General features: G+C 68.0%; 17 protein-coding genes and 3 tRNA genes. 8 read left to right on the top strand and 12 right to left on the bottom strand.

Annotated features, from left to right (window positions below):
- Positions 1-55: 55 nt before the first annotated feature.
- Positions 56-1,558 carry an MFS transporter gene (locus OG801_RS00265; protein WP_406032763.1) on the top strand — a complete coding sequence of 501 codons (1,503 nt, stop codon included), beginning with the start codon at positions 56-58 and terminating at the stop codon, positions 1,556-1,558.
- Positions 1,559-1,560: 2 nt separating this feature from the next.
- Here OG801_RS00265 and OG801_RS00260 read toward each other — a convergent pair whose 3' ends face one another.
- Positions 1,561-1,962, bottom strand: a complete 402-nt coding sequence (locus OG801_RS00260) for an ion channel (RefSeq protein ID WP_355020027.1) — start codon at positions 1,960-1,962, stop codon at positions 1,561-1,563.
- Between the two features lie 186 nt (positions 1,963-2,148).
- On the opposite strand from OG801_RS00260, the gene OG801_RS00255 reads away from it, so the two are divergent.
- Complete coding sequence (locus OG801_RS00255) at positions 2,149-2,628, top strand: OsmC family protein (protein WP_406032760.1); 480 nt, start codon at positions 2,149-2,151, stop codon at positions 2,626-2,628.
- A gap of 53 nt (positions 2,629-2,681) precedes the next feature.
- Positions 2,682-4,409 carry an AMP-binding protein gene (locus OG801_RS00250; RefSeq protein WP_406032758.1) on the top strand — a complete coding sequence of 576 codons (1,728 nt, stop codon included), beginning with the start codon at positions 2,682-2,684 and terminating at the stop codon, positions 4,407-4,409.
- A gap of 25 nt (positions 4,410-4,434) precedes the next feature.
- On the opposite strand, the gene OG801_RS00245 is transcribed toward OG801_RS00250, so the two are convergent.
- The 3 genes from OG801_RS00245 to OG801_RS00235 form a co-directional block, all read right to left on the bottom strand.
- Positions 4,435-5,199, bottom strand: a complete 765-nt coding sequence (locus OG801_RS00245) for a thioesterase family protein (protein ID WP_406032756.1) — start codon at positions 5,197-5,199, stop codon at positions 4,435-4,437.
- A gap of 7 nt (positions 5,200-5,206) precedes the next feature.
- Entirely contained in the window at positions 5,207-6,835 is a 1,629-nt protein-coding gene (locus OG801_RS00240) for an AMP-binding protein (protein ID WP_406032755.1), read from the bottom strand.
- A 65-nt stretch (positions 6,836-6,900) separates the two neighbouring features.
- Positions 6,901-8,217 (bottom strand): MFS transporter, encoded by a 1,317-nt coding sequence (locus OG801_RS00235; protein WP_406032753.1) that lies wholly within the window; start codon positions 8,215-8,217, stop codon positions 6,901-6,903.
- Between the two features lie 135 nt (positions 8,218-8,352).
- On the opposite strand from OG801_RS00235, the gene OG801_RS00230 reads away from it, so the two are divergent.
- The gene (locus tag OG801_RS00230) at positions 8,353-9,240 is read left to right on the top strand and encodes a response regulator transcription factor (protein WP_406032751.1); all 888 of its coding nucleotides are present in this window, start codon (positions 8,353-8,355) and stop codon (positions 9,238-9,240) included.
- Positions 9,241-9,262: 22 nt separating this feature from the next.
- Positions 9,263-9,826 (top strand): flavoprotein, encoded by a 564-nt coding sequence (locus OG801_RS00225; RefSeq protein WP_406032749.1) that lies wholly within the window; start codon positions 9,263-9,265, stop codon positions 9,824-9,826.
- 1,024 nt (positions 9,827-10,850) lie between these two features.
- On the opposite strand, the gene OG801_RS00220 is transcribed toward OG801_RS00225, so the two are convergent.
- Positions 10,851-11,159, bottom strand: a complete 309-nt coding sequence (locus OG801_RS00220) for a hypothetical protein (RefSeq protein WP_406032747.1) — start codon at positions 11,157-11,159, stop codon at positions 10,851-10,853.
- A 349-nt stretch (positions 11,160-11,508) separates the two neighbouring features.
- Here OG801_RS00220 and OG801_RS00215 point away from each other — a divergent pair, with 349 nt between their 5' ends.
- Positions 11,509-11,700, top strand: a complete 192-nt coding sequence (locus OG801_RS00215; RefSeq protein ID WP_406032745.1) for a hypothetical protein — start codon at positions 11,509-11,511, stop codon at positions 11,698-11,700.
- Between the two features lie 156 nt (positions 11,701-11,856).
- Here OG801_RS00215 and OG801_RS00210 read toward each other — a convergent pair.
- The 3 genes from OG801_RS00210 to OG801_RS00200 all read right to left on the bottom strand — a co-directional run bounded on the left by OG801_RS00210 (position 11,857) and on the right by OG801_RS00200 (position 12,144).
- Positions 11,857-11,931 (bottom strand) — tRNA-Val (locus OG801_RS00210).
- A gap of 34 nt (positions 11,932-11,965) precedes the next feature.
- Positions 11,966-12,036, bottom strand: a tRNA-Cys gene (locus OG801_RS00205).
- Between the two features lie 35 nt (positions 12,037-12,071).
- A tRNA-Gly gene (locus tag OG801_RS00200) sits at positions 12,072-12,144 on the bottom strand.
- A gap of 168 nt (positions 12,145-12,312) precedes the next feature.
- On the opposite strand from OG801_RS00200, the gene OG801_RS00195 reads away from it, so the two are divergent.
- Positions 12,313-13,134 (top strand): aminotransferase class IV, encoded by an 822-nt coding sequence (locus tag OG801_RS00195; protein ID WP_406032744.1) that lies wholly within the window; start codon positions 12,313-12,315, stop codon positions 13,132-13,134.
- A gap of 115 nt (positions 13,135-13,249) precedes the next feature.
- On the opposite strand, the gene OG801_RS00190 is transcribed toward OG801_RS00195, so the two are convergent.
- The 3 genes from OG801_RS00190 to OG801_RS00180 all read right to left on the bottom strand — a co-directional run bounded on the left by OG801_RS00190 (position 13,250) and on the right by OG801_RS00180 (position 16,252).
- Entirely contained in the window at positions 13,250-14,680 is a 1,431-nt protein-coding gene (locus tag OG801_RS00190) for an OFA family MFS transporter (protein ID WP_406032742.1), read from the bottom strand.
- 124 nt (positions 14,681-14,804) lie between these two features.
- On the bottom strand, positions 14,805-15,242 hold the full coding sequence (locus OG801_RS00185) for an SsgA family sporulation/cell division regulator (RefSeq protein ID WP_355019981.1): 438 nt from the start codon (positions 15,240-15,242) through the stop codon (positions 14,805-14,807).
- Positions 15,243-15,343: 101 nt separating this feature from the next.
- A complete protein-coding gene (locus tag OG801_RS00180; RefSeq protein ID WP_406036321.1) occupies positions 15,344-16,252 on the bottom strand; it encodes a 5'-3' exonuclease H3TH domain-containing protein in 909 nt (302 codons plus the stop codon).
- A gap of 212 nt (positions 16,253-16,464) precedes the next feature.
- On the opposite strand from OG801_RS00180, the gene OG801_RS00175 reads away from it, so the two are divergent.
- Complete coding sequence (locus OG801_RS00175; protein ID WP_355020057.1) at positions 16,465-16,908, top strand: Lrp/AsnC family transcriptional regulator; 444 nt, start codon at positions 16,465-16,467, stop codon at positions 16,906-16,908.
- Between the two features lie 39 nt (positions 16,909-16,947).
- Here OG801_RS00175 and OG801_RS00170 read toward each other — a convergent pair whose 3' ends face one another.
- Positions 16,948-18,327 carry a lysine 2,3-aminomutase gene (locus OG801_RS00170; RefSeq protein ID WP_355019980.1) on the bottom strand — a complete coding sequence of 460 codons (1,380 nt, stop codon included), beginning with the start codon at positions 18,325-18,327 and terminating at the stop codon, positions 16,948-16,950.
- Between the last annotated feature and the right edge of the window lie 83 nt (positions 18,328-18,410).

Genomic DNA, 18,410 nt, shown 5'->3' with positions numbered 1-18,410 from the left:
CCTGACTGGGATACTGCTCGCACCGCGTCTCTGTCATCGAGGGAGGAGCCCGATCATGAAGGAATCCACGAGTGATCGGGCTCCTCTCCGGCTGGGTACCGCCCGCGGCCGCTGGGTGCTGGCGACGACCGTGCTGGGCTCTGGCCTGGCGATGCTCGACTCGACCGTCGTCAACGTCGCCCTCGGCCGTATCGGCGACGACCTCGACGCGAGCTTCTCCGGTCTGCAGTGGACGGTCAACGCGTACACCCTGAGCCTCGCGTCCCTGATTCTCCTCGGCGGTTCCCTCGGCGACCGCTTCGGACGGCGCCGGGTCTTCCTCGTCGGCGTGGTGTGGTTCGCCGTCGCGTCACTGCTGTGCGGGCTCGCTCCCAACATCGAGCTGCTGATCGCCGCACGGGCGCTGCAAGGGGTCGGCGGCGCGCTGCTGACACCGGGGAGCCTGGCGATCATCGCCGCGTCGTTCCATGTCGACGACCGGTCCGCGGCCGTGGGCGCCTGGTCGGGTCTCAGCGGCATCGCGGCTGCGGTCGGACCGCTCGTCGGCGGCTGGCTGGTCGAGATCGACTGGCGGCTGGTCTTCCTCATCAACGTGCCGGTCGCGGTGCTCATCGTCATCGTCGCCCTGCGCCACGTCCCGGAGAGCCGAGACCCGGACGCCGCCGGCCGGCTCGACCTGACCGGCACCCTGCTCGCCGCGACCGGGCTCGGCGTACTCACCTTCGGGCTGACCCGGGCGGGCGACGTCGGGTTCAACGGCTCCGTGGCGCTGACCGCCGCAGCCGGCATCGCATGCCTGGTCGCCTTCGTCGTCGTCGAGGCCCGCTCGACCCACCCGTTGGTCCCGCTCGAGCTGTTCCGCAATCCCCAGTTCAGCGCGGCCAACGCCGTCACCCTGCTCGTGTACGCGGCGCTCGGTGTCATCTTCGTGTTCCTCGTCCTGCAGCTCCAGGTCGTCAGCGGCTGGTCGCCCATCGCCGCGGGATCCGCGCTGCTGCCGGTCACCGTGGTGATGTTGCTCTTCTCGTCGCGTGCCGGCGCGCTGGCGCAGCGCATCGGTCCGCGCCTGCCGATGACCCTCGGGCCGCTGCTAGCGGCCGGCGGCGCCCTCTGGATGGGGCAGATCGGCCCGGAGGCGTCGTACGTCGGCGACGTGCTGGCGCCTGTCCTGCTCTTCGCCATCGGGCTGACGCTGCTGGTCTCGCCGCTGACCGCCACCGTGCTCGATGCCGCTGACGACCGGCATGCCGGGATCGCCTCGGGCGTCAACAACGCGGTGGCCCGGACCGCCGGGCTGCTGGCCGTCGCGGTCATCCCAGCGGCGGTCGGGATCGCCGGCGCCGACTACACCGACCCGCAGACCTTCGACGAGGGCTATGGCATGGCGATGGTCATCAACGCGGCCCTCCTGATCCTCGGCGCGGCACTCTCCGCGGTGTTCGTACGCCGCCCGCTCGCCGCCGGCTCCGAGCCCGACGAGCATCGGGTGCACATCGAGACCTGCGCGCACTGCGGTGTGACCGGCACCCAGCTGCACCCCGCCGACCACGACCACTGACTTCACGGTCTCGGTGGAGCGGGGGGAGTCTGGGAACGAGTCTGGGCTCGGACGAGCGACGCCACCACCACGATGTTGAAGACGATCATCACGCACACCATCGCCCGCGCGATCTGACCCTCGGCGTGGACATCGCCGTACCCGACCGTCGTCATCGTGCTCAAGGTGAAGTAGAGGGCATCGGTGCGCGTATCCAGGCCGGTGATCTCGTCAGGACGAATCTGATCGAGCAGGAAGAAGGTCAGCGATGACGCCATCACCAGCACGATCAGCAACATGGCCAGCACCCGCAGGCTGCGGCCCGGTCCACCCCTGCGGACGGAGCCGAGCTCTTTGACCATCACCGTCCCGACGAGTGAAAGTGCCCCCACTGTGACCAGCAAGCTCGTGCCGACGGCCAGCACCGAGTCTGTCCACCGCAGAGGAAAAGCGTAGTAGGCGACCAGCAGGCCGCTGAAGGTCCAGATCGGACGCCACCTGGCTTTCCCCATGGATCTCTCGATTCGTCGTACGACTGAGTCCTCAGGATGCGTTCGCGGGCGGAGTGACGCGTCACCCGTCCTGGGTGACACCGGCACTAAGGTGTGCGCATGGCTCTGACCCATGACTACACGGTCTCGGTGGAATGGACGGGCAACCGAGGCACCGGGACGAGCGGCTACCGCGACTACGCCCGAGACCACGTCGTACGCATCGAGGGCCTGCCCGACATCCTGGGCTCCTCCGATCCGACCTTCCGCGGCGACGCGAGCCGGCACAACCCCGAGCAGCTGCTGCTGACCTCGCTGGCGCAGTGCCACATGCTCTCCTACCTGCACCAGGCGGTGACGGTGGGCGTCGTCGTCATCGACTACCACGACGCCGCGACCGCCACCATGGAGACGCAGGGGACCGGAGGCCGGTTCACCCGGGCCGTGCTGCACCCCGTCGTCACCGTCGGAGACGCTTCCATGATCGAGGCGGCGACCTCCGCCCACCACCAGGCCCACCTGGACTGCTTCATCGCGAGCAGCGTGAACTTCCCCGTCGACGTCGAGCCGACCGTGATCGTCGGTGGACTGAAGCCTTAGCCCCCTCTTCCGGGGGTAGGGCAGGTGTCGGCCTCGCGACGATGATGACCGCCATGACCCGATCGACCTCGACCGACGCCCTGCTCGCCGCCCGGGACGCGCTGATCGCCCAGCGCCTGGACTACGCCGAGGCGCTCGACACCTTCCGCTGGCCCGACGTCGGGGCGAGCTTCAACTTCGCCCACGACTGGTTCGACCCGATGGCTCGGGGCAACGACGCTCCGGCGCTGGTCATCGCCGAGTCGGACGGGTCGCGGGCTGCGTACTCCTTCGACGAGCTGGCGCGTCGCTCGGACGCGGTGGCCCGCTACCTTCGGCGTCTCGGCGTCGGGGTGGGCGACAGCGTGGTCGTCATGCTGGGCAACCAGGTCGAGCTGTGGGAGACGATGCTCGCGGCGATGAAGGTCGGCGCGGTACTGATGCCGACGACGACCGCGGTCGGCACCGCCGAACTGGTCGACCGGCTCGCCCGGGGCCGGGCGAAGGCCGTGGTGTGCAACGCCGAGGACGCGGACAAGTTCGACGGCGTCCCGGGCGACTACGTACGGATCGGCGTTGGGCTCAGCGCGGGGGAGCGGGAGGGTTGGAACGACTACGCCGCGGCCGCCGCCGAGGCGCAGGTGCCGCTCGAGCACCCCGGCAACGCCACCACTGACGCGCTGCTCCTCTACTTCACCAGCGGCACCACCAGCCGCCCGAAGCTGGTCGAGCACACCCACTACACCTACCCGGTGGGACACCTGTCGACGATGTACTGGCTCGGTCTGCGCCCCGGCGACGTCCACATGAACATCTCCAGCCCCGGGTGGGCCAAGCACGCCTGGTCGAACTTCTTCGCTCCCTGGCTCGCCGGCGCGACCGTCTTCGTCCTCAACTACGCGCGCTTCGAGGCGGCCACGCTGCTGCAGCGGATCCGCGAGGAGCACGTCACCAGCATGTGCGCTCCGCCGACGGTGTGGCGGATGCTCATCCAGGCCGACCTCTCCGGTGGCTGTGGCTCGCTGCGCGAGGCGATCAGTGCCGGTGAGCCGCTCAACCCCGAGGTGATCAGCCAGGTCGACCAGGCGTGGGGCCTGACCATCCGCGACGGCTTCGGGCAGACCGAGATGACCGCGACGGTCGCCAACAGCCCGGGTCAGCCGGTACGTCCGGGCTCGATGGGCCGGCCGTTGCCCGGTGTGCCGGTCGTGCTGGTCGACCCGATCGAGGGAACCGTGATCGAGGGCCCGGGCGAGGGCGAGCTGTGCCTCGATCTGGGCCTGGATCTCTCGTCGCGACCTGCCACGCTGATGACCGAATACCGTGATGACGAGAAGCGCACCGCTGAGGCGATGCGCGGTGGCTTCTTCCACACCGGCGACGTCGCCAGCCGCGACGAGGAGGGCTACATCACCTACGTCGGCCGCACCGACGACGTCTTCAAGGCCTCCGACTACAAGGTCTCGCCCTTCGAGCTGGAGTCGGTCCTGATCGAGCATCCCGCGGTGGCCGAGGCGGCGGTCGTGCCGGCCCCGGACCCGGTGCGGCTCGCGGTCCCCAAGGCGTACGTCTCCCTCACTGCCGGCCACGAGCCGACCGCCGAGACCGCCCGGGCCATCCTCGAGTTCGCCCGCGACCACCTGCCGCCCTACCTACGGGTGCGGCGCCTGGAGTTCTTCGACCTGCCCAAGACGATCTCGGGCAAGATCCGGCGCGTCGAGCTCCGGAGCCGCGAGCAGGAGGTCGTCGACCAGCGGCCACCGGGGGAGCACCGCTACGAGGACTTCTTCACCCGCATCTGAAACCACCGGGGTGCCTGACCGTCCATCAGGGACGGACGGTCAGGCACTGCGTACTGATGCCGAAGGCGCCCTGCTCGTCATGGAGCACGGACGTGGTCACGCCGGCACCCTCCGGGCCGAACGAGACGGTCGTGTCGAGCCCCAACCACCCGGGAGCAGGAGCACGGAACAGGTGCGCGGTCAGGTCGAGGTTGGGAAAGCTGACGACCTTCGGGTCGACCCGGACGGCGACGCCGTTGGTGATGTCGAGCAGCCCTGCGACCTGCGCCAGCCGGCTCACCTCGTCGGCGACGAGGGGGTGAGCCGTACGCACCCAGGACTGCGCCCGCCCCGGGCCGAGGTCATGGCGCCGCACCTCGACCGAGGCGATGAAGCCCCCGTCCCACAGCGTGGTCATGTCCCAAGCCGGCACCTCGTCCGGTGCGGACATCGGCAGGTGCCGGGTGCCCTCGAGCTCCGCGGTCGGGTAGCCGGCGGTCAGCCAGGCACGCAGGAGTACGACGGGCCGGCCGCCATGGCAGGCTCTAGCCTCGACGAGCTCGATGGTGCGCCCGGCGCGGAGCACGGTGACCTCGACGTCGACCGGCTCGAGCGGGACGGTGCCGAGGATGTCGTAGCCGAGCCGGGTGATCTGGAGCCCGTCGTCGCGGCGGGCGTCGCGGTCCCGTTCGACCTCGTGGGCGAGCACGCCCAGCAGAGTGGCGATGTGCTGTGTGTCCAGGTCCCAGGCGCCGCCGACGTGCTCGGTCGGGGTGAAGGTGTGTTGACCGGTCCGGTGCCAATAGCTCATCAGCGGCTCAGAGGCCGAGCAGCGCGACGCTCTGCTCGCGCATGTCGATCTTGCGGACCTTGCCGGTCACGGTCATCGGGAACTCCTCGACGAGCAGCACGTAGCGCGGTGCCTTGTAGTGGGCGAGCTTGCCGCTGGCGAAGGCGCGGACGGCCTCGGCGTCCAGCGGCTCGGCGCCGGGTCGCATCCGGATCCAGGCGCAGAGCTCTTCGCCGTACCTCTCGTCCGGAACACCCACGACCTGCGCCTCGGCGATGTCGGGATGGGTGAAGAGGAACTCCTCGATCTCGCGCGGGTAGATGTTCTCGCCACCACGGATCACCATGTCCTTGATCCTGCCCACCACCACGCAGTAGCCGTCCTCGCGCATCACGGCCAGGTCGCCGGTGTGCATCCAGCCGTCGGCGTCGATCGCGTCGGCCGTCTTCGTCTCATCGTCCCAGTAGCCCAGCATCACCGAGTAGCCGCGAGTGCAGAACTCGCCCGCCGTACCGCGCGGCACCACCTCGCCCGTGGCCGGGTCGACGATCTTGATCTCGACGTGCGGGGCGGCCCGGCCGATCGTCTCGGTACGCCGCTCGAGATCGTCGTCGGTGCGGGTCTGGCAGGAGACCGGCGAGGTCTCGGTCATCCCGTACGCGATCGCGACCTCGCTCATGTGCATCTCGCTGACGCACCGCTTCATGACCTCGATCGGGCACAGCGCGCCGGCCATGATCCCGGTACGCAGCGTCGAGAGGTCGTAGGAGGCGAACCCCGGGTCGTTCTGCATCGCGATGAACATCGTCGGCACACCGTACAGCGCAGTGCACCTCTCGTCCTGGACCGTCTGCAGCGTCGTGGCCGGGTCGAAGCCCGGGCCCGGGATGACCATCGTCGCGCCGTGGGTGGTGCAGCCGAGGTTGGCCATCACCATCCCGAAGCAGTGGTAGAAGGGGACCGGGATGCAGAGCCGGTCCTGCTCGGTGAAGTGGATCGTCTCGGTGACGAAGAAGCCGTTGTTCAAGATGTTGCGGTGCGACAGCGTCGCACCCTTCGGGAACCCCGTGGTCCCGGAGGTGTACTGGATGTTGATCGCATCGTTCGGGTCGAGCGTGTAATCGACGTGGTCGGCCAGCCGCTCACCACGGCCGGCGGCCAGCAGCGCATCCCACTGCGGCGTACCCAGGAAGACGGTCTGCTCCAGCGCGCCGCAGTCGCCTGCCACCTCGCCGACGAGCGAGACGTAGTCGCTGCTCTTGAACTCCGTCGCGCTGATCAGCAGCCGCACCCCGGACTGGTTGAGCGCGTAGGCGAGCTCGTGCGTGCGGTAGGCGGGGTTGATGTTGACCAGGATCGCGCCGATCTTGGCCGTGGCGAACTGGACCATCGTCCACTCGGCGCAGTTCGGAGCCCAGATGCCGACGCGGTCGCCCTTGCCGATGCCCGCCTTTCGGAGGCCGACCGCGAGGGCGTCCACGTCGGCGTCCAGCTCGGCGTAGGTCCAACGTCGTCCGGTGGCGATCTCGACGAGCGCCTCACGGTCTCCGTGGCGGGCGACGGTGCGCTCGAAGTTGGCTCCGATCGTCTCCTCGAGCAGCGGAACGTCGATGTCGCCACGGGCCGACGAAGCGGTGATGGATGAGGTCTCGGTCATGCCGCGAGCATGACCGAGACCGTGGTGGCAGCCACACCCCCGAAGGAGGGTGAGCGGGTGCCGGATCAGGCGAGTGCGGGCTCCGCGTCGAGCTCCACGCCGCTGGTCTCCTTGGCCACCAGCAGGCAGCCGATGCTCAGCACAGCCAGGGCGCTGAGGAAGTACGCGATTCCGTCGGTGCCCCACCGGGCCAGCAGATCCTCGGCGATGACCAGCGGGACGGCGCCGCCGAGGATACCCGCGATGTTGTAGCCCAGACCGGCTCCCGTGTAGCGGTACTTCGCCTGGAACATCTCTGGCAGGAATGCCGCGATCGGACCGTAGTTGAGACCGAGTACGCACAGCATCAGGCTGTTGCCGAGGGCGAAACTCGCGAAGCTGCCGGGCTCCATGATGGCGAAGGACAGCGGGCCGGCGACGAGGCCGAAGGCGGCGCCGATGAGCAGGACCACACGGCGGCCGAGAACGTCGGAGAGCCACGCGGAGGCGATCACCGTCACGCTCATCGCGAACGCCGCGACGATGACGCCGAGCAGGGCCTGACTCATGCTCAGGCCGAGGGTGCCGACCGCGTGCGCGACCATGAAGCTGGCGCCGGTGTAGAAGGCGCCGAAGACGACCGCCATGATCCCGCCGCTGAGCAGCACCTGCCGCCACTGGTCACGGATGCAGCCGACGAACGGCAGCGCGCTGCGGGTGCCTGCCGACTGGACCTTCTTGAACGACGGCGTCTCGGCGATCTTCAGCCGGACCCAGAGCCCGACCGCGATGAGGACGGCGCTGGCCAGGAACGGGATCCGCCAGCCCCAGGCCGCGAACGCCGCGGGCTCCATCAGGCGGAAGGTGGTGAGCATGGCTGCGGCGGCGAGGATCAGCCCCAGGCTGGGGCCGAGCTGCGGGAACATGCTGTAGCGCCCGCGCTGTCCGCGGGCGGCGTACTCGGTGGTGAGGAGTGCGGCGCCCGCCCACTCTCCGCCGAGCGCGATGCCCTGTAGCGCGCGCAGCAGAACGAGGATCACGACGGCGCCCTTGCCGATCGACTCCACGCTCGGGAGCAGGCCGATCGCGAACGTCGAGGTGCCCATGATCATCAGGGTGGTGATCAGTGTGGCCTTGCGGCCGATCCGGTCGCCGTAGTGGCCGAAGAGGATCGCTCCCAATGGTCGGAAGACGAACGCGACGCCGAAGGTCGCGATCGAGGCCAAGGTGCCCTCGGGGCCGCCCATGGACGGGAAGAAGACGGCATTGAAGACGAGGGCTGCCGCGAGCCCGTAGATGAGGAAGTCGTAGAACTCGATGGTGGTGCCGGTCAGTGACGCCGTCGCGACGCGGCGCATGGTGCGCCCGTCGACCTCGGCTCGGTCAGCCGCGATTTGGGCCATGATCGTGCCTCCTACTCGGATTGGTGAACCGAGTGTGGGACCGCCACCATCTGTCCGATACCCCCGGACGAGTGCCCTCGAAAGAGGGGGTACGCCTCTTGTTGCCTGTGATGGTCGTCACTTACGCTCAACGTCATGAGCACCACCGCCATCGCCCCAGAGGCGCCGTACGACGGGTCCCGGATCGCCCAGACGCTGGCCTCCTTCCGGACCGCGTCGGGGCTGGACCTCGCCTTCGGTGGCCCGGTGCGCGGTGACGGCACGGCCATCGACATCACCGCGACCTGTGGCGCGAAGGGCGTCTCGCTGCGCGGCCTGCGGGTCGTCAACGGGGAGGGCCTGGGCGGCAAGACCCTGCAGACCCGTCAGCCCGGCTCGGTCGACCACTACTACACCGCTCGCGGGATCACCCATCTCTACGACACCGCCGTCGCTCAGGAGCAGATCCAGACCGTCGCCGCCCTGCCGATCATGGTCGACCGGGCCCCGCGGATGCTCATCTACCTCGCCTCCCGCTCGCGGCTCGGTCTCGGCGGCGTCTGGTTCGACTCGCTGCGTCCGCTGATCCGCACCCTCGAGCGCGAGATCCTGATCGACGACGAGGTCCGCAACCGGCTCTCCCGGCTGGCGCCTGCGCCGAGCCGGGCTCCTCGCCCGGACGAGGCGGCCGCGAAGCGCGACCTCGCCGAACGCCGGGAGATGGCGGCCGAGCTCACCGACCTGGCCGGCCAGGTGGTCGACCCCGAGGTCCGCAGCCGCCTCGAGGCCATGGTCCTCCGGCTCACCGCCGCACCAGGGGAGAAGCAGCCGGCTCAGCTCGCTCCGGCCGTACGCCTGGCCGCCCGCGAGCTCGACGTCCTGCGCCAGGTGGCGCTCGGGAACAGCAACCGGCAGGCCGCCGAGGCCCTCGGGATCGTGGAGAGCACGGTGAAGTCCTACCTCAAGAGCGCCACCCGCAAGCTCAACGCCAACAACCGCGTCCACGCCGTCCGGATGGCGCGTGAGGCCGGCCTGATCGACTGATCACGTCGCGTACGCTCTCGGCGTGGCCATCATCGGAGTCATCGCCTGCGCTGCAGGCGGTGTGGAGGACCTCTGTGACGAGCTGATCACCCCGCTGGTGGATGCCGGCCACCAAGTGCCGGTGACCCTGACGCCGACAGCCTTCACCTGGCTGCGCGCGAACGGCGAGGCCGCGCGGATCGAGGCCGCCACCGGCTTCCCGGTACGCGGGCCGAGCCGGCTCCCCTGGGAGCCGCGCACGCACCCGGCGCAGCTCGACGCCATCGTCGTCGCCCCCGCGACCTTCAACAGCACCGCCAAGATCGCCCTCGGCCTGGCCGACAACCAGGCCCTCACCGTCGTCACCGAAAACCTCACCACCGTTCCGGTCGTGCTCTTCCCGCTCATCAACGCCGCCCACGCCGGGCACCCCGCCTGGCCCTCCCACGTGGCAGCCCTACGCCGCGCCGGCGTCGACCTCATCGAAGGCCCCGACGTCTGGCCCCTCCACCCACCCCGCCAGATGCCACCGGACCAGAAACTGCCGTGGGGCGCAATCGTCGAGGCCGTCCAACGGGGCCTCAAGGCAGGCGAACAGCGCGGGTGACCGCGTCCAGCGTGATCCGGTGGGTCGTGGCCTGGATGTAGCGCGCTGGGACCCACGAAGCGCCGTCTACGACTCGACCCACGTTGACGGGTCGAAGATCGACTGCCACGACCGTTCGCGGCCGACAACCTGGGGCGCTTCAGATTGGCTAACCTCAGAGGCCAAAGGATCCGCGCCCGACCCATTGAGCACAGTCCCAAGTCAGTCCTACCAGCTGTTGGCCCATCGCCTGGTCTTGTCGGAGAGCTCCTCGGCCAGCTTCCGAGTGGCTGCATGGTCACTCGCAGCGGTGTCCAGCAAAGTCCTATCGTTCGGGGTGCCACCGTCGCGAACAGCTATCGCTGTCGATGAGAAGGAGTTGTGGATCGCCGTCGCGAGATCGCGAGCAGTGTCGGATACCTCAACATCAGGATGACCCGCAGCCAGAACTTGAAGCTGTAGACGAAGCTCTCCGTGTCTCCATTCGAGGTCACGAAGCTCCTGAGTGCGATAATCAGGGTCTGCTGTCCCGACTCCAGCGAGGCTTCGTGGATCAGCAACGTCGAGATAGTCGTGGACGGCACCTACGACGGCCCCATCCCGTTGCTGTTGCTCATGCTGTCGAATACGCGCCTGCGAACGTAGCGACATCCATGTACTGAGCCACGATCCGGCGAAGCCTCCAGCCCCACTGACGACGGCAACCGTGAGCACGAACCAGGCCGAGTCTGTCATCAGGAGTCCTCCTTCATTTCCTGCAGGGGAGACAAGTCGCTTTGCATGCACGCGACAAACTCGAACGCTAGGGGACAGTCGGTCTGGGGCGATCGTGGCGTCGACGATGTCCCCTGATTTGAATACGGGCGGGTGAGGGGTCGTGTCTCCGGGGTTGTCGGCGCTGGTGATCAAGGATGCGTTTCTGCAGTTCAGGAGGCGGATACTTAGTGGAGGGCGATACTGGCCTGGGCAATGGATGCTGTATTCGGCAACCCAGACGTGGACGGGCACCCGGAAGCTAGTTAGGAGCCGAGCGCGTGGACGCCAATCATGCGAAGTAGTCCGACGTACTCCGCAACACCGCTTCCGACGGCACATCGGCGAATTGCCATCCGTTAGGAGTGACACCGATGAGCGTCCCGCTGTACCCGGATAGGAACCAGAGATGGGTGAGCCCAGCCGGCAGTCGCGGCGGATCGACATCGAGAGCATCAATCCGGCCGAATAGCCCTACCTCGATGCTGCTGGGCAATCCGCCGTCGAGCAGCAGAAGGCAGAGATGTCGCTCGACGTGTCCGCTGCGCGCAAGTTTCGCAACATGCGCCTTCTGATTGGGCTCATCGAGGACGGCGCCCAACGCGTCAGGTAAGGCGTCGGCGATACCGTCGGGGAAACCCCCAGATGGACGCGGGAAGGAGGAAGATCTTGCCTGGCCGGGACCGCTTGGGGTGTCCCCAGAGTTTGATGTCCGTCGTCAGCAGCCAGGCGAGGTCCGAGCCGTCCTCCACCTCCCACGACTGGAGTCGGTTGGGGTCAGTGATCCCGGCAGACTCACAATGCAGGACAAGCCGCGACACGCGCTCCTCAAACTCAGGTAGGTGGCGAACCGATATGAACTGAGCCGTCCACGTCCACTGTCCAGGCGAGATCAGTTTGGAACCGCGCTTTGCCAGTTCGCCGTTGCGCTGCCGGATCCCGTCTCCGGCATGGCTGGTCACCTCCAACGCGGCGCACCGGCCGTCTGGGTACCTGAGCAGCGCGTCAACAACGCCTTGTCGGCCGGCGACGTCATTCTCAACAGCGGTGGCGCCGACGGCCTCTGCGACCCCAACGGCAAGAACGGCCTCCTCCTGGCTCTTCAGATTCCGCACTCGATGCTGGGTCACTGCTGCTCCTGAATGGCGTTGCTGAGTCGAGGACCGCTGGACCACTGGTCGAGCGTGAAGCCAGAGCCTAGTCAGGCACTTTGTCAGGCAGCGTCGAACGCACTTTCGAATCAACCAAATCGAACCGGCCCCCGATCTGCGTTTCCGCAGTTCAGGGGCCGGTTCTGGTGGTGGACGATACTGGGTTTGAACCAGTGACCTCTTCCGTGTCAAGGAAGCGCGCTACCGCTGCGCCAATCGTCCGGGGTTATTCAGTTTATATCAGGGTGGTGCTTCGAGGTGGGTACGGGATTTGAACCCGTGTACACGGATTTGCAGTCCGTTGCCTCGCCTCTCGGCCAACCCACCGCTGGAGGCAATGCCTCCGGTGGAGACCTACTCCGAGCGGACGACGAGGCTCGAACTCGCGACCTCAACCTTGGCAAGGTTGCGCTCTACCAACTGAGCTACGTCCGCTTGCTGCTTCAGGCCCGGTTTCCCGTGCCCTTGGCGACGAGAAGAACATTATCGGAGCCGCTGCCCGAGGCCAAATCCGGGGTCACCTGCGTGTCATTCACCTGTCATCTCGACGACCACACCGGCGCGCTTTCCCGGCTCTGACCAGGGACGTTTTAGAGTTGCCGCATGCGCGCGTGGATCGATGGTCAGCTTCTCGACAACCCGGCCGCCCCGGCGGTCTCCATCAGAGACCACGGTCTGGTGGTCGGCGACGGCGTCTTCGAGACGCTCAAGGTGATCAAGGACCAGCCGTTCGCGCTCGCCCTCCACCTCGACCGCCTCGAGCGCTCCGCGAGCGGCCTCGGTCTACCCACCCCCGACCGCTCGCTCATCACCAAGGGTGTGGAGGCAGTGCTGGGCGCAGCCCCGACTGCGTACGGACGGCTGCGGATCACCGTCACGGGCGGGCCGGCCCCGTTCGGGTCCGGGCGTGCGGACGTGGCGCCCACGATCATCATCGGCCTCGAGGACGCGGAGCCCAACCCGACCGAGACCAAGGTCGTCAGCGTGCCGTGGCGCCGCAACGAGCACGGTGCGACGACGGGCCTGAAGACGACGTCGTACGCCGAGAACGTCATCGCCCTCGCCGAGGCCCGTAAGCACGGGGCCAGCGAGGCGATCTTCGCCAACACCGTGGGCGATCTGTGCGAGGGCACCGGGAGCAACATCTTCTACGTGCTCGACGGCGCACTCAAGACTCCGAGGCTCTCCAGCGGCCCGCTGGCCGGGATCACTCGCGCCCTGGTGCTGGAGTGGTTCGGTGCCGAGGAGACCGACGAGCCGCTGGCGGAGGTCGAGGAGTACGCCTCGGAGGTCTTCCTCACCTCCAGCCTGCGCGACGTCCAGGCTGTGGCGGAGTGGGGCACGCGCACGCTCCCGCACGGCCCGGTCACCCGGGCGGCGCAGGAGGCGTGGCGTACGAACGAGCCGAGCCTGCTCGGCCTCTGACCTGACTGACGCCGAGCTCAGCCCGTGAAGAGCTGTGCCGCGCGGCGCAGCGTCTCGATGACTCCGTAGGCCAGCGGGATCCCGACCAGGGCCCAGGCACCTGCGATCTTGGCGTTCATGCTGCGCTCCTCTCGGTCTCGGTGGAGTCGGCGGACTTGGGCTCGTGGAACCGGTCGGGGACCTGGTGCACCAGCAGGTTGGCGATGAAGCCGACCGCGAGGACGCCGACCATGGTCAACAGCGCGGGCCGGTAGGCGGCCGCGGTGAGCGTGCCGGGTTCACCCTGCGCGTCGAGGAAGGCGTTGATGATGAGCGGCCCGGCGATGCCGGCGGCCGACCAGGCGGTCAGCAGCCGGCCGTGGATGGCGCCGACCTGGAAGGTGCCGAAGAGGTCCCGCAGGTAGGCGGGGACGGTGGCGAAGCCGCCGCCGTAGAAGGACAGGATCACGACGGCGAGCAGCACGAACAGAGCCATCGAGGTGTCCCCGATGGTCGCCAACAGGAGATAGAGCACCAGTCCGACCCCGAGATACATCATGTAGATCGGCTTGCGACCGATGACGTCGGAGGTCGAGGACCAGATGAACCGGCCGCTCATGTTGGCGATGGAGAGCAGCCCGACGAAGCCGCCGGCCGCGACCGCGCTGACGGAGGAGACCCCGTCGGTGCGGAAGAAGTCCTGGATCATCGGCGCCGCTTGCTCGAGGATGCCGATACCGGCGGTGACGTTGCAGAAGAGGACGATCCACACCAGCCAGAACGACCGGGTCCTGATCGCGTTGTTGGCCGAGACGCTCGCCGTGGTGACGAGCTTCTTCTGCTTCACGCTGGCCGGGTCCCAGCCCGCCGGCGTCCAGCCCTCGGGGGGTACGCGGACGGTGGCCGCGCCGAAGGACATGAAGACCAGGTAGACCACGCCGAGGGTGAGGAACAGCATCATCACCGCGTGGCCGTCTGGGACGGTGCTGGCGTCACCTGTGTAGGACGGGTCGTAGAGCGCGAGCAGCCGGCCGCTCAGCGGGCTGGCGATCATCGCGCCCCCGCCGAAGCCCATGATCGCCATGCCGGTGGCCAGGCCCGGGCGGTCCGGGAACCATTTGATCAGCGTGGAGACGGGGGAGATGTAGCCGATCCCGAGTCCGATGCCGCCGATGACGCCGTAGCCGAGGTAGACCAACCACAGCTGGCCGGTGCCGATGCCGAGGGCGCCGACGAAGAAGCCGGAGGACCAGAAGATCGCGGCCGCGGTCATCGCCGCCCGCGGTCCGTTGCGGTCTACCCAGGTGCCCATCACCGCGGCCGAGAGGCCGAGCATCACGATCGCGATCGAGAAGATCACCCCGATCGCGGTCTGGCTCGTGTCGAAGTGCTCGACCAGGGCGGTCTTGTAGACGCTGGTGGCGTACACCTGGCCGATGCAGAGGTGGACGGCGAGGGCGGCGGGCGGGATGAGCCAGCGACTGAAGCCGGGGCCGGCCACGGTTCGCTCGCGAGAAAGGAAAGCTGGCAGCACTGTGACCTCCGAGAGGATGCGGGTGACGCACATCACTACCACAGTTGACGTGGCAACGGCGAGGAATTGCTTCCGGCCAGCGAAAGAGCGAACCCTCCAGCCCCGGAGAATCCGGGACGGGAGGGTTCGTGAACGAATGAGCAGGCGGGCGGAGTGCCTACTCAGCGTCGAACGAGCTGCCCAGCAGGTCTGCGATCAGCGCGTCGAGATCCAGGTGCTGGCTCTCGGAGCCGACCGGGACGGCCGAGAAGGACTTGCCGAGGAACGTCTGCACCTCGCGCGAGTCGGCGGTCGCGATCAGGCGGCCGTCGGGGGAGCTGAAGTCGAAGACGGCGACGGCCTTCGCGTCCTCGTCGATGCTGGGGTAGATCTTCACGTCGCCCTCACCGGCGGGGGCGGCCAGGCCCTGCAGCATCAGCGTGCGGGACACGACCCACTCGACGTCACCGGCGCCGGAGTGGAAGGTCAGGCTCACTGCGTACGGGTCGTTCTCGCGGTAGCCGAGGGTCGTCGGCACCTCCACGGTCCGGCCCCACGGGTCGAGGCACGAGATCTTGATGTCCTGCTGCACTGCCGGGTGCTTGATGTCGCTCATTCGTCCGCTCCTTCTTGGTGGTCTTGCCAAGGAGACGGAGACGTACGCGGCTGATGATGCCGTTTCTACAAACTTTCTGAATGGAGTTGTGGAGACCTGTGTCACACCCGCGCGAGCGCGGCTTCCAGGCGGGCGACGGGGGAGGCCAGGTTGTAGGTCGCGGCGAGCTCGTGCAGGCGTGCCGGGTCGGCCGGAGCGCTCGGCAGAGCGGTGCCGGTGCGGTCCAGCGGGATGTCCCGAGCGACCGCCACGACCTTCGGCGCGACCGCCAGATACTCGACGGCGTCGATGAACTTCTGCCGCTGCGCCTTGGTGATCGGCGTGGTCGGGTCGGCGACGGCGGCCACGATCCCCTCGAGGTCCCCGTACTGCTCGAGCAGCTTGGCGGCGGTCTTCTCGCCGACGCCCTTCACCCCCGGCAACCCGTCGGAGGTGTCGCCACGCATCGTGGCGAAGTCGGCGTACTGCGCGGCGCTGATGCCGTACTTGGCGAGCACCCACTTCTCGTCGACCAGATCCGGGTCGGTCACCCCTCGGGTCGGGTAGAGGATGCGTACGCCGGCAGCGTCATCGACGAGCTGGAAGAGGTCGCGGTCGCCGGTGACGACATCGACCGGCATCCCGGCGTCGGTCGCGAGGGTGCCGATCACGTCGTCGGCCTCGTAGCCGTCGGCGCCGATGACGCAGATCCCGGCCGCGGCGAGCACCTCGCGGATGATCGGCACCTGGACCTGCAGCGGGTCGGGCACCTCCTCGACGTCGGGGGCGGTCTCGAGCTCCTCGACCACCCGGTGCGCCTTGTAGGAGGGGATCAGGTCGACCCGCCAATGCGGGCGCCAGTCGTTGTCCCAGCAGCACACCAGGTCGGTGGGGGAGTAGTCGTTGACCAGCCGGGAGATGAACTCCAACAGGCCGCGGACGGCGTTGACCGGAGTGCCGTCCTCGGCTCGGATGTCGGGTACGCCGAAGAAGGCGCGGAAGTAGAGCGACGCGGTGTCCAGCAGGAGCATTCGAGGTTCAGCCACGCTGTGCACACTATCCGCTGAGACAGAGGGTGAGCCTGATCCGTGAATCGGTACGCGCCGCCGGCCGCGATGAGACTCTGGCGCCCGGCTATTGTCGAACGCGGCGACCGGAAATCTTTCTACAGCAACCACTTTTTTGGACGTTACGGCGGAGATATTGCTGTTGTGGGTACGCTGTCGCCGTGACTGCACCTGAGATCGAGGCCACCGACCGTAAAATCCTCCAACTTCTCGCGGAGGACGGTCGGATGTCCTACACAGACCTGGGCAAGGCGACCGGCCTGTCGACCTCGGCGGTGCATCAGCGCGTCAAGCGGCTCGAGCAGCGTGGTCTGATCACCGGCTACGGCGCCACCGTCAACTACGCCGCGATCGGCGTGCCGCTGACCGCGTTCGTGGCGGTGCAGCCCATGGACCCCTCCCAGCCCGACGACACCCCTGAGCGGGTGGCCGACCTCCACGAGGTCGAGGCCTGCTGGTCCATCGCAGGTGTCGAGTCCTACATGCTCAAGGTGCGCGTCGCCACGCCCGAGGCGCTCGAGGAGCTGCTCGGCCGGATCCGCTCGGTCGCCAACGTGTCCACGCGCACCACGATCGCGATGTACACCTACTACGAGAACCGCCCCACCATGACGCACTGAGACCCGGCGCCACAGCGCCGGGTCCCAGTCACGCTCGAGTCACTCCCCGTGCGTACGCCACCACTCCTGGCCCGACTCGGGCAGGGTGTGGATCGGGTCGTAGTACTCGTAGGTCCTGGTCAGCGCCTCGGAGTCCGAGGCCTCGATCGAGGTGCGGTAGTTCTTGGTCCAGTAGGAGATGCCGCGCTCGGTGTCGTAGTCGGCGATCTGGTGGACCCAGCGCTTGCCGACGAAAGGTACGTCGCACACGATGCGCGGGGTGGCGAACCCAGGCAGGTAGCCCATGATGTCGTGCTGCAGCCGCTGCGCGTCGGCGACCGAGACCCGCCAGTGCTCGCTGAACGGGATCATGTCGCACATGTAGAAGTAGTAGGGCATGATCTGCGCGCCGTCGAGCAGGCGGAAGCTCAGGTCGAGCAGGCTGTGGCTGTCGGCGTTGACGCCGGCCAGCAACACGCCCTGGTTGCGTACGTCGCGAACCCCGGCCGCCAGCAGCGCCTTGGACGCCTCGGCGACCAGCGGAGTGACCGAGTTGGCGTGGTTGGCGTGGGTGTGGATCGCCAGCGAGACGCCGCGCTCGCGGGCGATGGTGGTCACCCGGTTCATCCCCTCCAGGAGCGGCTCCTGGAGCCAGTGCTGGGGGAGACCGATCAGGCCCTTGGTGGCCAGCCGGATGTCGCGGATGTTGTCGATCGCCATCAGCTTGGTGAGGAAGTCCTCCAGCCGCGGCCAGGGCAGGTTGGCGACGTCGCCGCCGGAGACGACCACGTCGCGCACCTGCGGGGTGTTGCGGAGGTACTCGAGCATCGCCTCGTGGCGGTCGACCGGCTTGCCGGTGAGCTTGAGCTTGTCGATGACCGGGGTCGAGTTGCCGACCAGGTCCATCCGGGTGCAGTGGCCGCAGTACTGCGGGCAGGTGGAGAGCAGCTCGGCGAGCACCTTCGTCGGGTAGCGGTGGGTCAGCCCCTCGGCGACCCACATGTCGTGCTCGTGCAGCGAGTCACGGCTCGCCTGCGGGTGTGACGGCCAGTCGGTGCGGCGGTCGGAGAAGACCGGGATCATGTAGTGCCGGATCGGGTCTGCGTAGAACGCCGCGGTGAACTCTTCGCCGGCCGACGCGCCCGAGGGCACCATCGTGTTGACCATCTGCGGCGGCACCAGCATCGACATCGTCGCCCGCTCGGCCATGTCGCGCTCGAGGTCGGCGTAGAACCGCTCGTCGAGGAGGTCGCCCATCAGGGCGCGCATCTGGCGGACGTTCTTGATGCAGTTGACGCGCTGCCACTGCACGTCGCGCCACTGCTCGTCGGTGATGTCGGCCCAGCCTGGGAACCGGGTCCAGTCGGGTTCGACCAGCTCTACGCGCTGGTAGGCGTAGGGCTGTCCGTCTCGGGTCGTAGGCTCGATGGTTGCCGTCATGTTCTCCACCATAGCGGGAGATCCTGCGGCATCTGCAACCATCGGCCGCAATTCTTCCCGCAACCGCTGGTAGGGTCCGCCGT

The organism is Nocardioides sp. NBC_00163 (assembly GCF_045206295.1).
Lineage (GTDB): Bacteria > Actinomycetota > Actinomycetes > Propionibacteriales > Nocardioidaceae > Nocardioides.
This window is presented reverse-complemented; position numbering and strand designations above follow the sequence as displayed.

Coding starts and splice junctions, on each gene's coding strand:
- OG801_RS00195 (WP_406032744.1), top strand. CDS start 12,313: ATGCGCGCGTGGATCGATGGTCAGCTTCTCGACAACCCGGCCGCCCCG.
- OG801_RS00170 (WP_355019980.1), bottom strand. CDS start 18,327: ATGACGGCAACCATCGAGCCTACGACCCGAGACGGACAGCCCTACGCC.
- OG801_RS00190 (WP_406032742.1), bottom strand. CDS start 14,680: ATGTGCGTCACCCGCATCCTCTCGGAGGTCACAGTGCTGCCAGCTTTC.
- OG801_RS00215 (WP_406032745.1), top strand. CDS start 11,509: ATGGCTGGTCACCTCCAACGCGGCGCACCGGCCGTCTGGGTACCTGAG.
- OG801_RS00250 (WP_406032758.1), top strand. CDS start 2,682: ATGACCCGATCGACCTCGACCGACGCCCTGCTCGCCGCCCGGGACGCG.
- OG801_RS00255 (WP_406032760.1), top strand. CDS start 2,149: ATGGCTCTGACCCATGACTACACGGTCTCGGTGGAATGGACGGGCAAC.
- OG801_RS00185 (WP_355019981.1), bottom strand. CDS start 15,242: ATGAGCGACATCAAGCACCCGGCAGTGCAGCAGGACATCAAGATCTCG.
- OG801_RS00240 (WP_406032755.1), bottom strand. CDS start 6,835: ATGACCGAGACCTCATCCATCACCGCTTCGTCGGCCCGTGGCGACATC.
- OG801_RS00180 (WP_406036321.1), bottom strand. CDS start 16,252: ATGCTCCTGCTGGACACCGCGTCGCTCTACTTCCGCGCCTTCTTCGGC.
- OG801_RS00230 (WP_406032751.1), top strand. CDS start 8,353: ATGAGCACCACCGCCATCGCCCCAGAGGCGCCGTACGACGGGTCCCGG.
- OG801_RS00235 (WP_406032753.1), bottom strand. CDS start 8,217: ATGGCCCAAATCGCGGCTGACCGAGCCGAGGTCGACGGGCGCACCATG.
- OG801_RS00245 (WP_406032756.1), bottom strand. CDS start 5,199: ATGAGCTATTGGCACCGGACCGGTCAACACACCTTCACCCCGACCGAG.
- OG801_RS00265 (WP_406032763.1), top strand. CDS start 56: ATGAAGGAATCCACGAGTGATCGGGCTCCTCTCCGGCTGGGTACCGCC.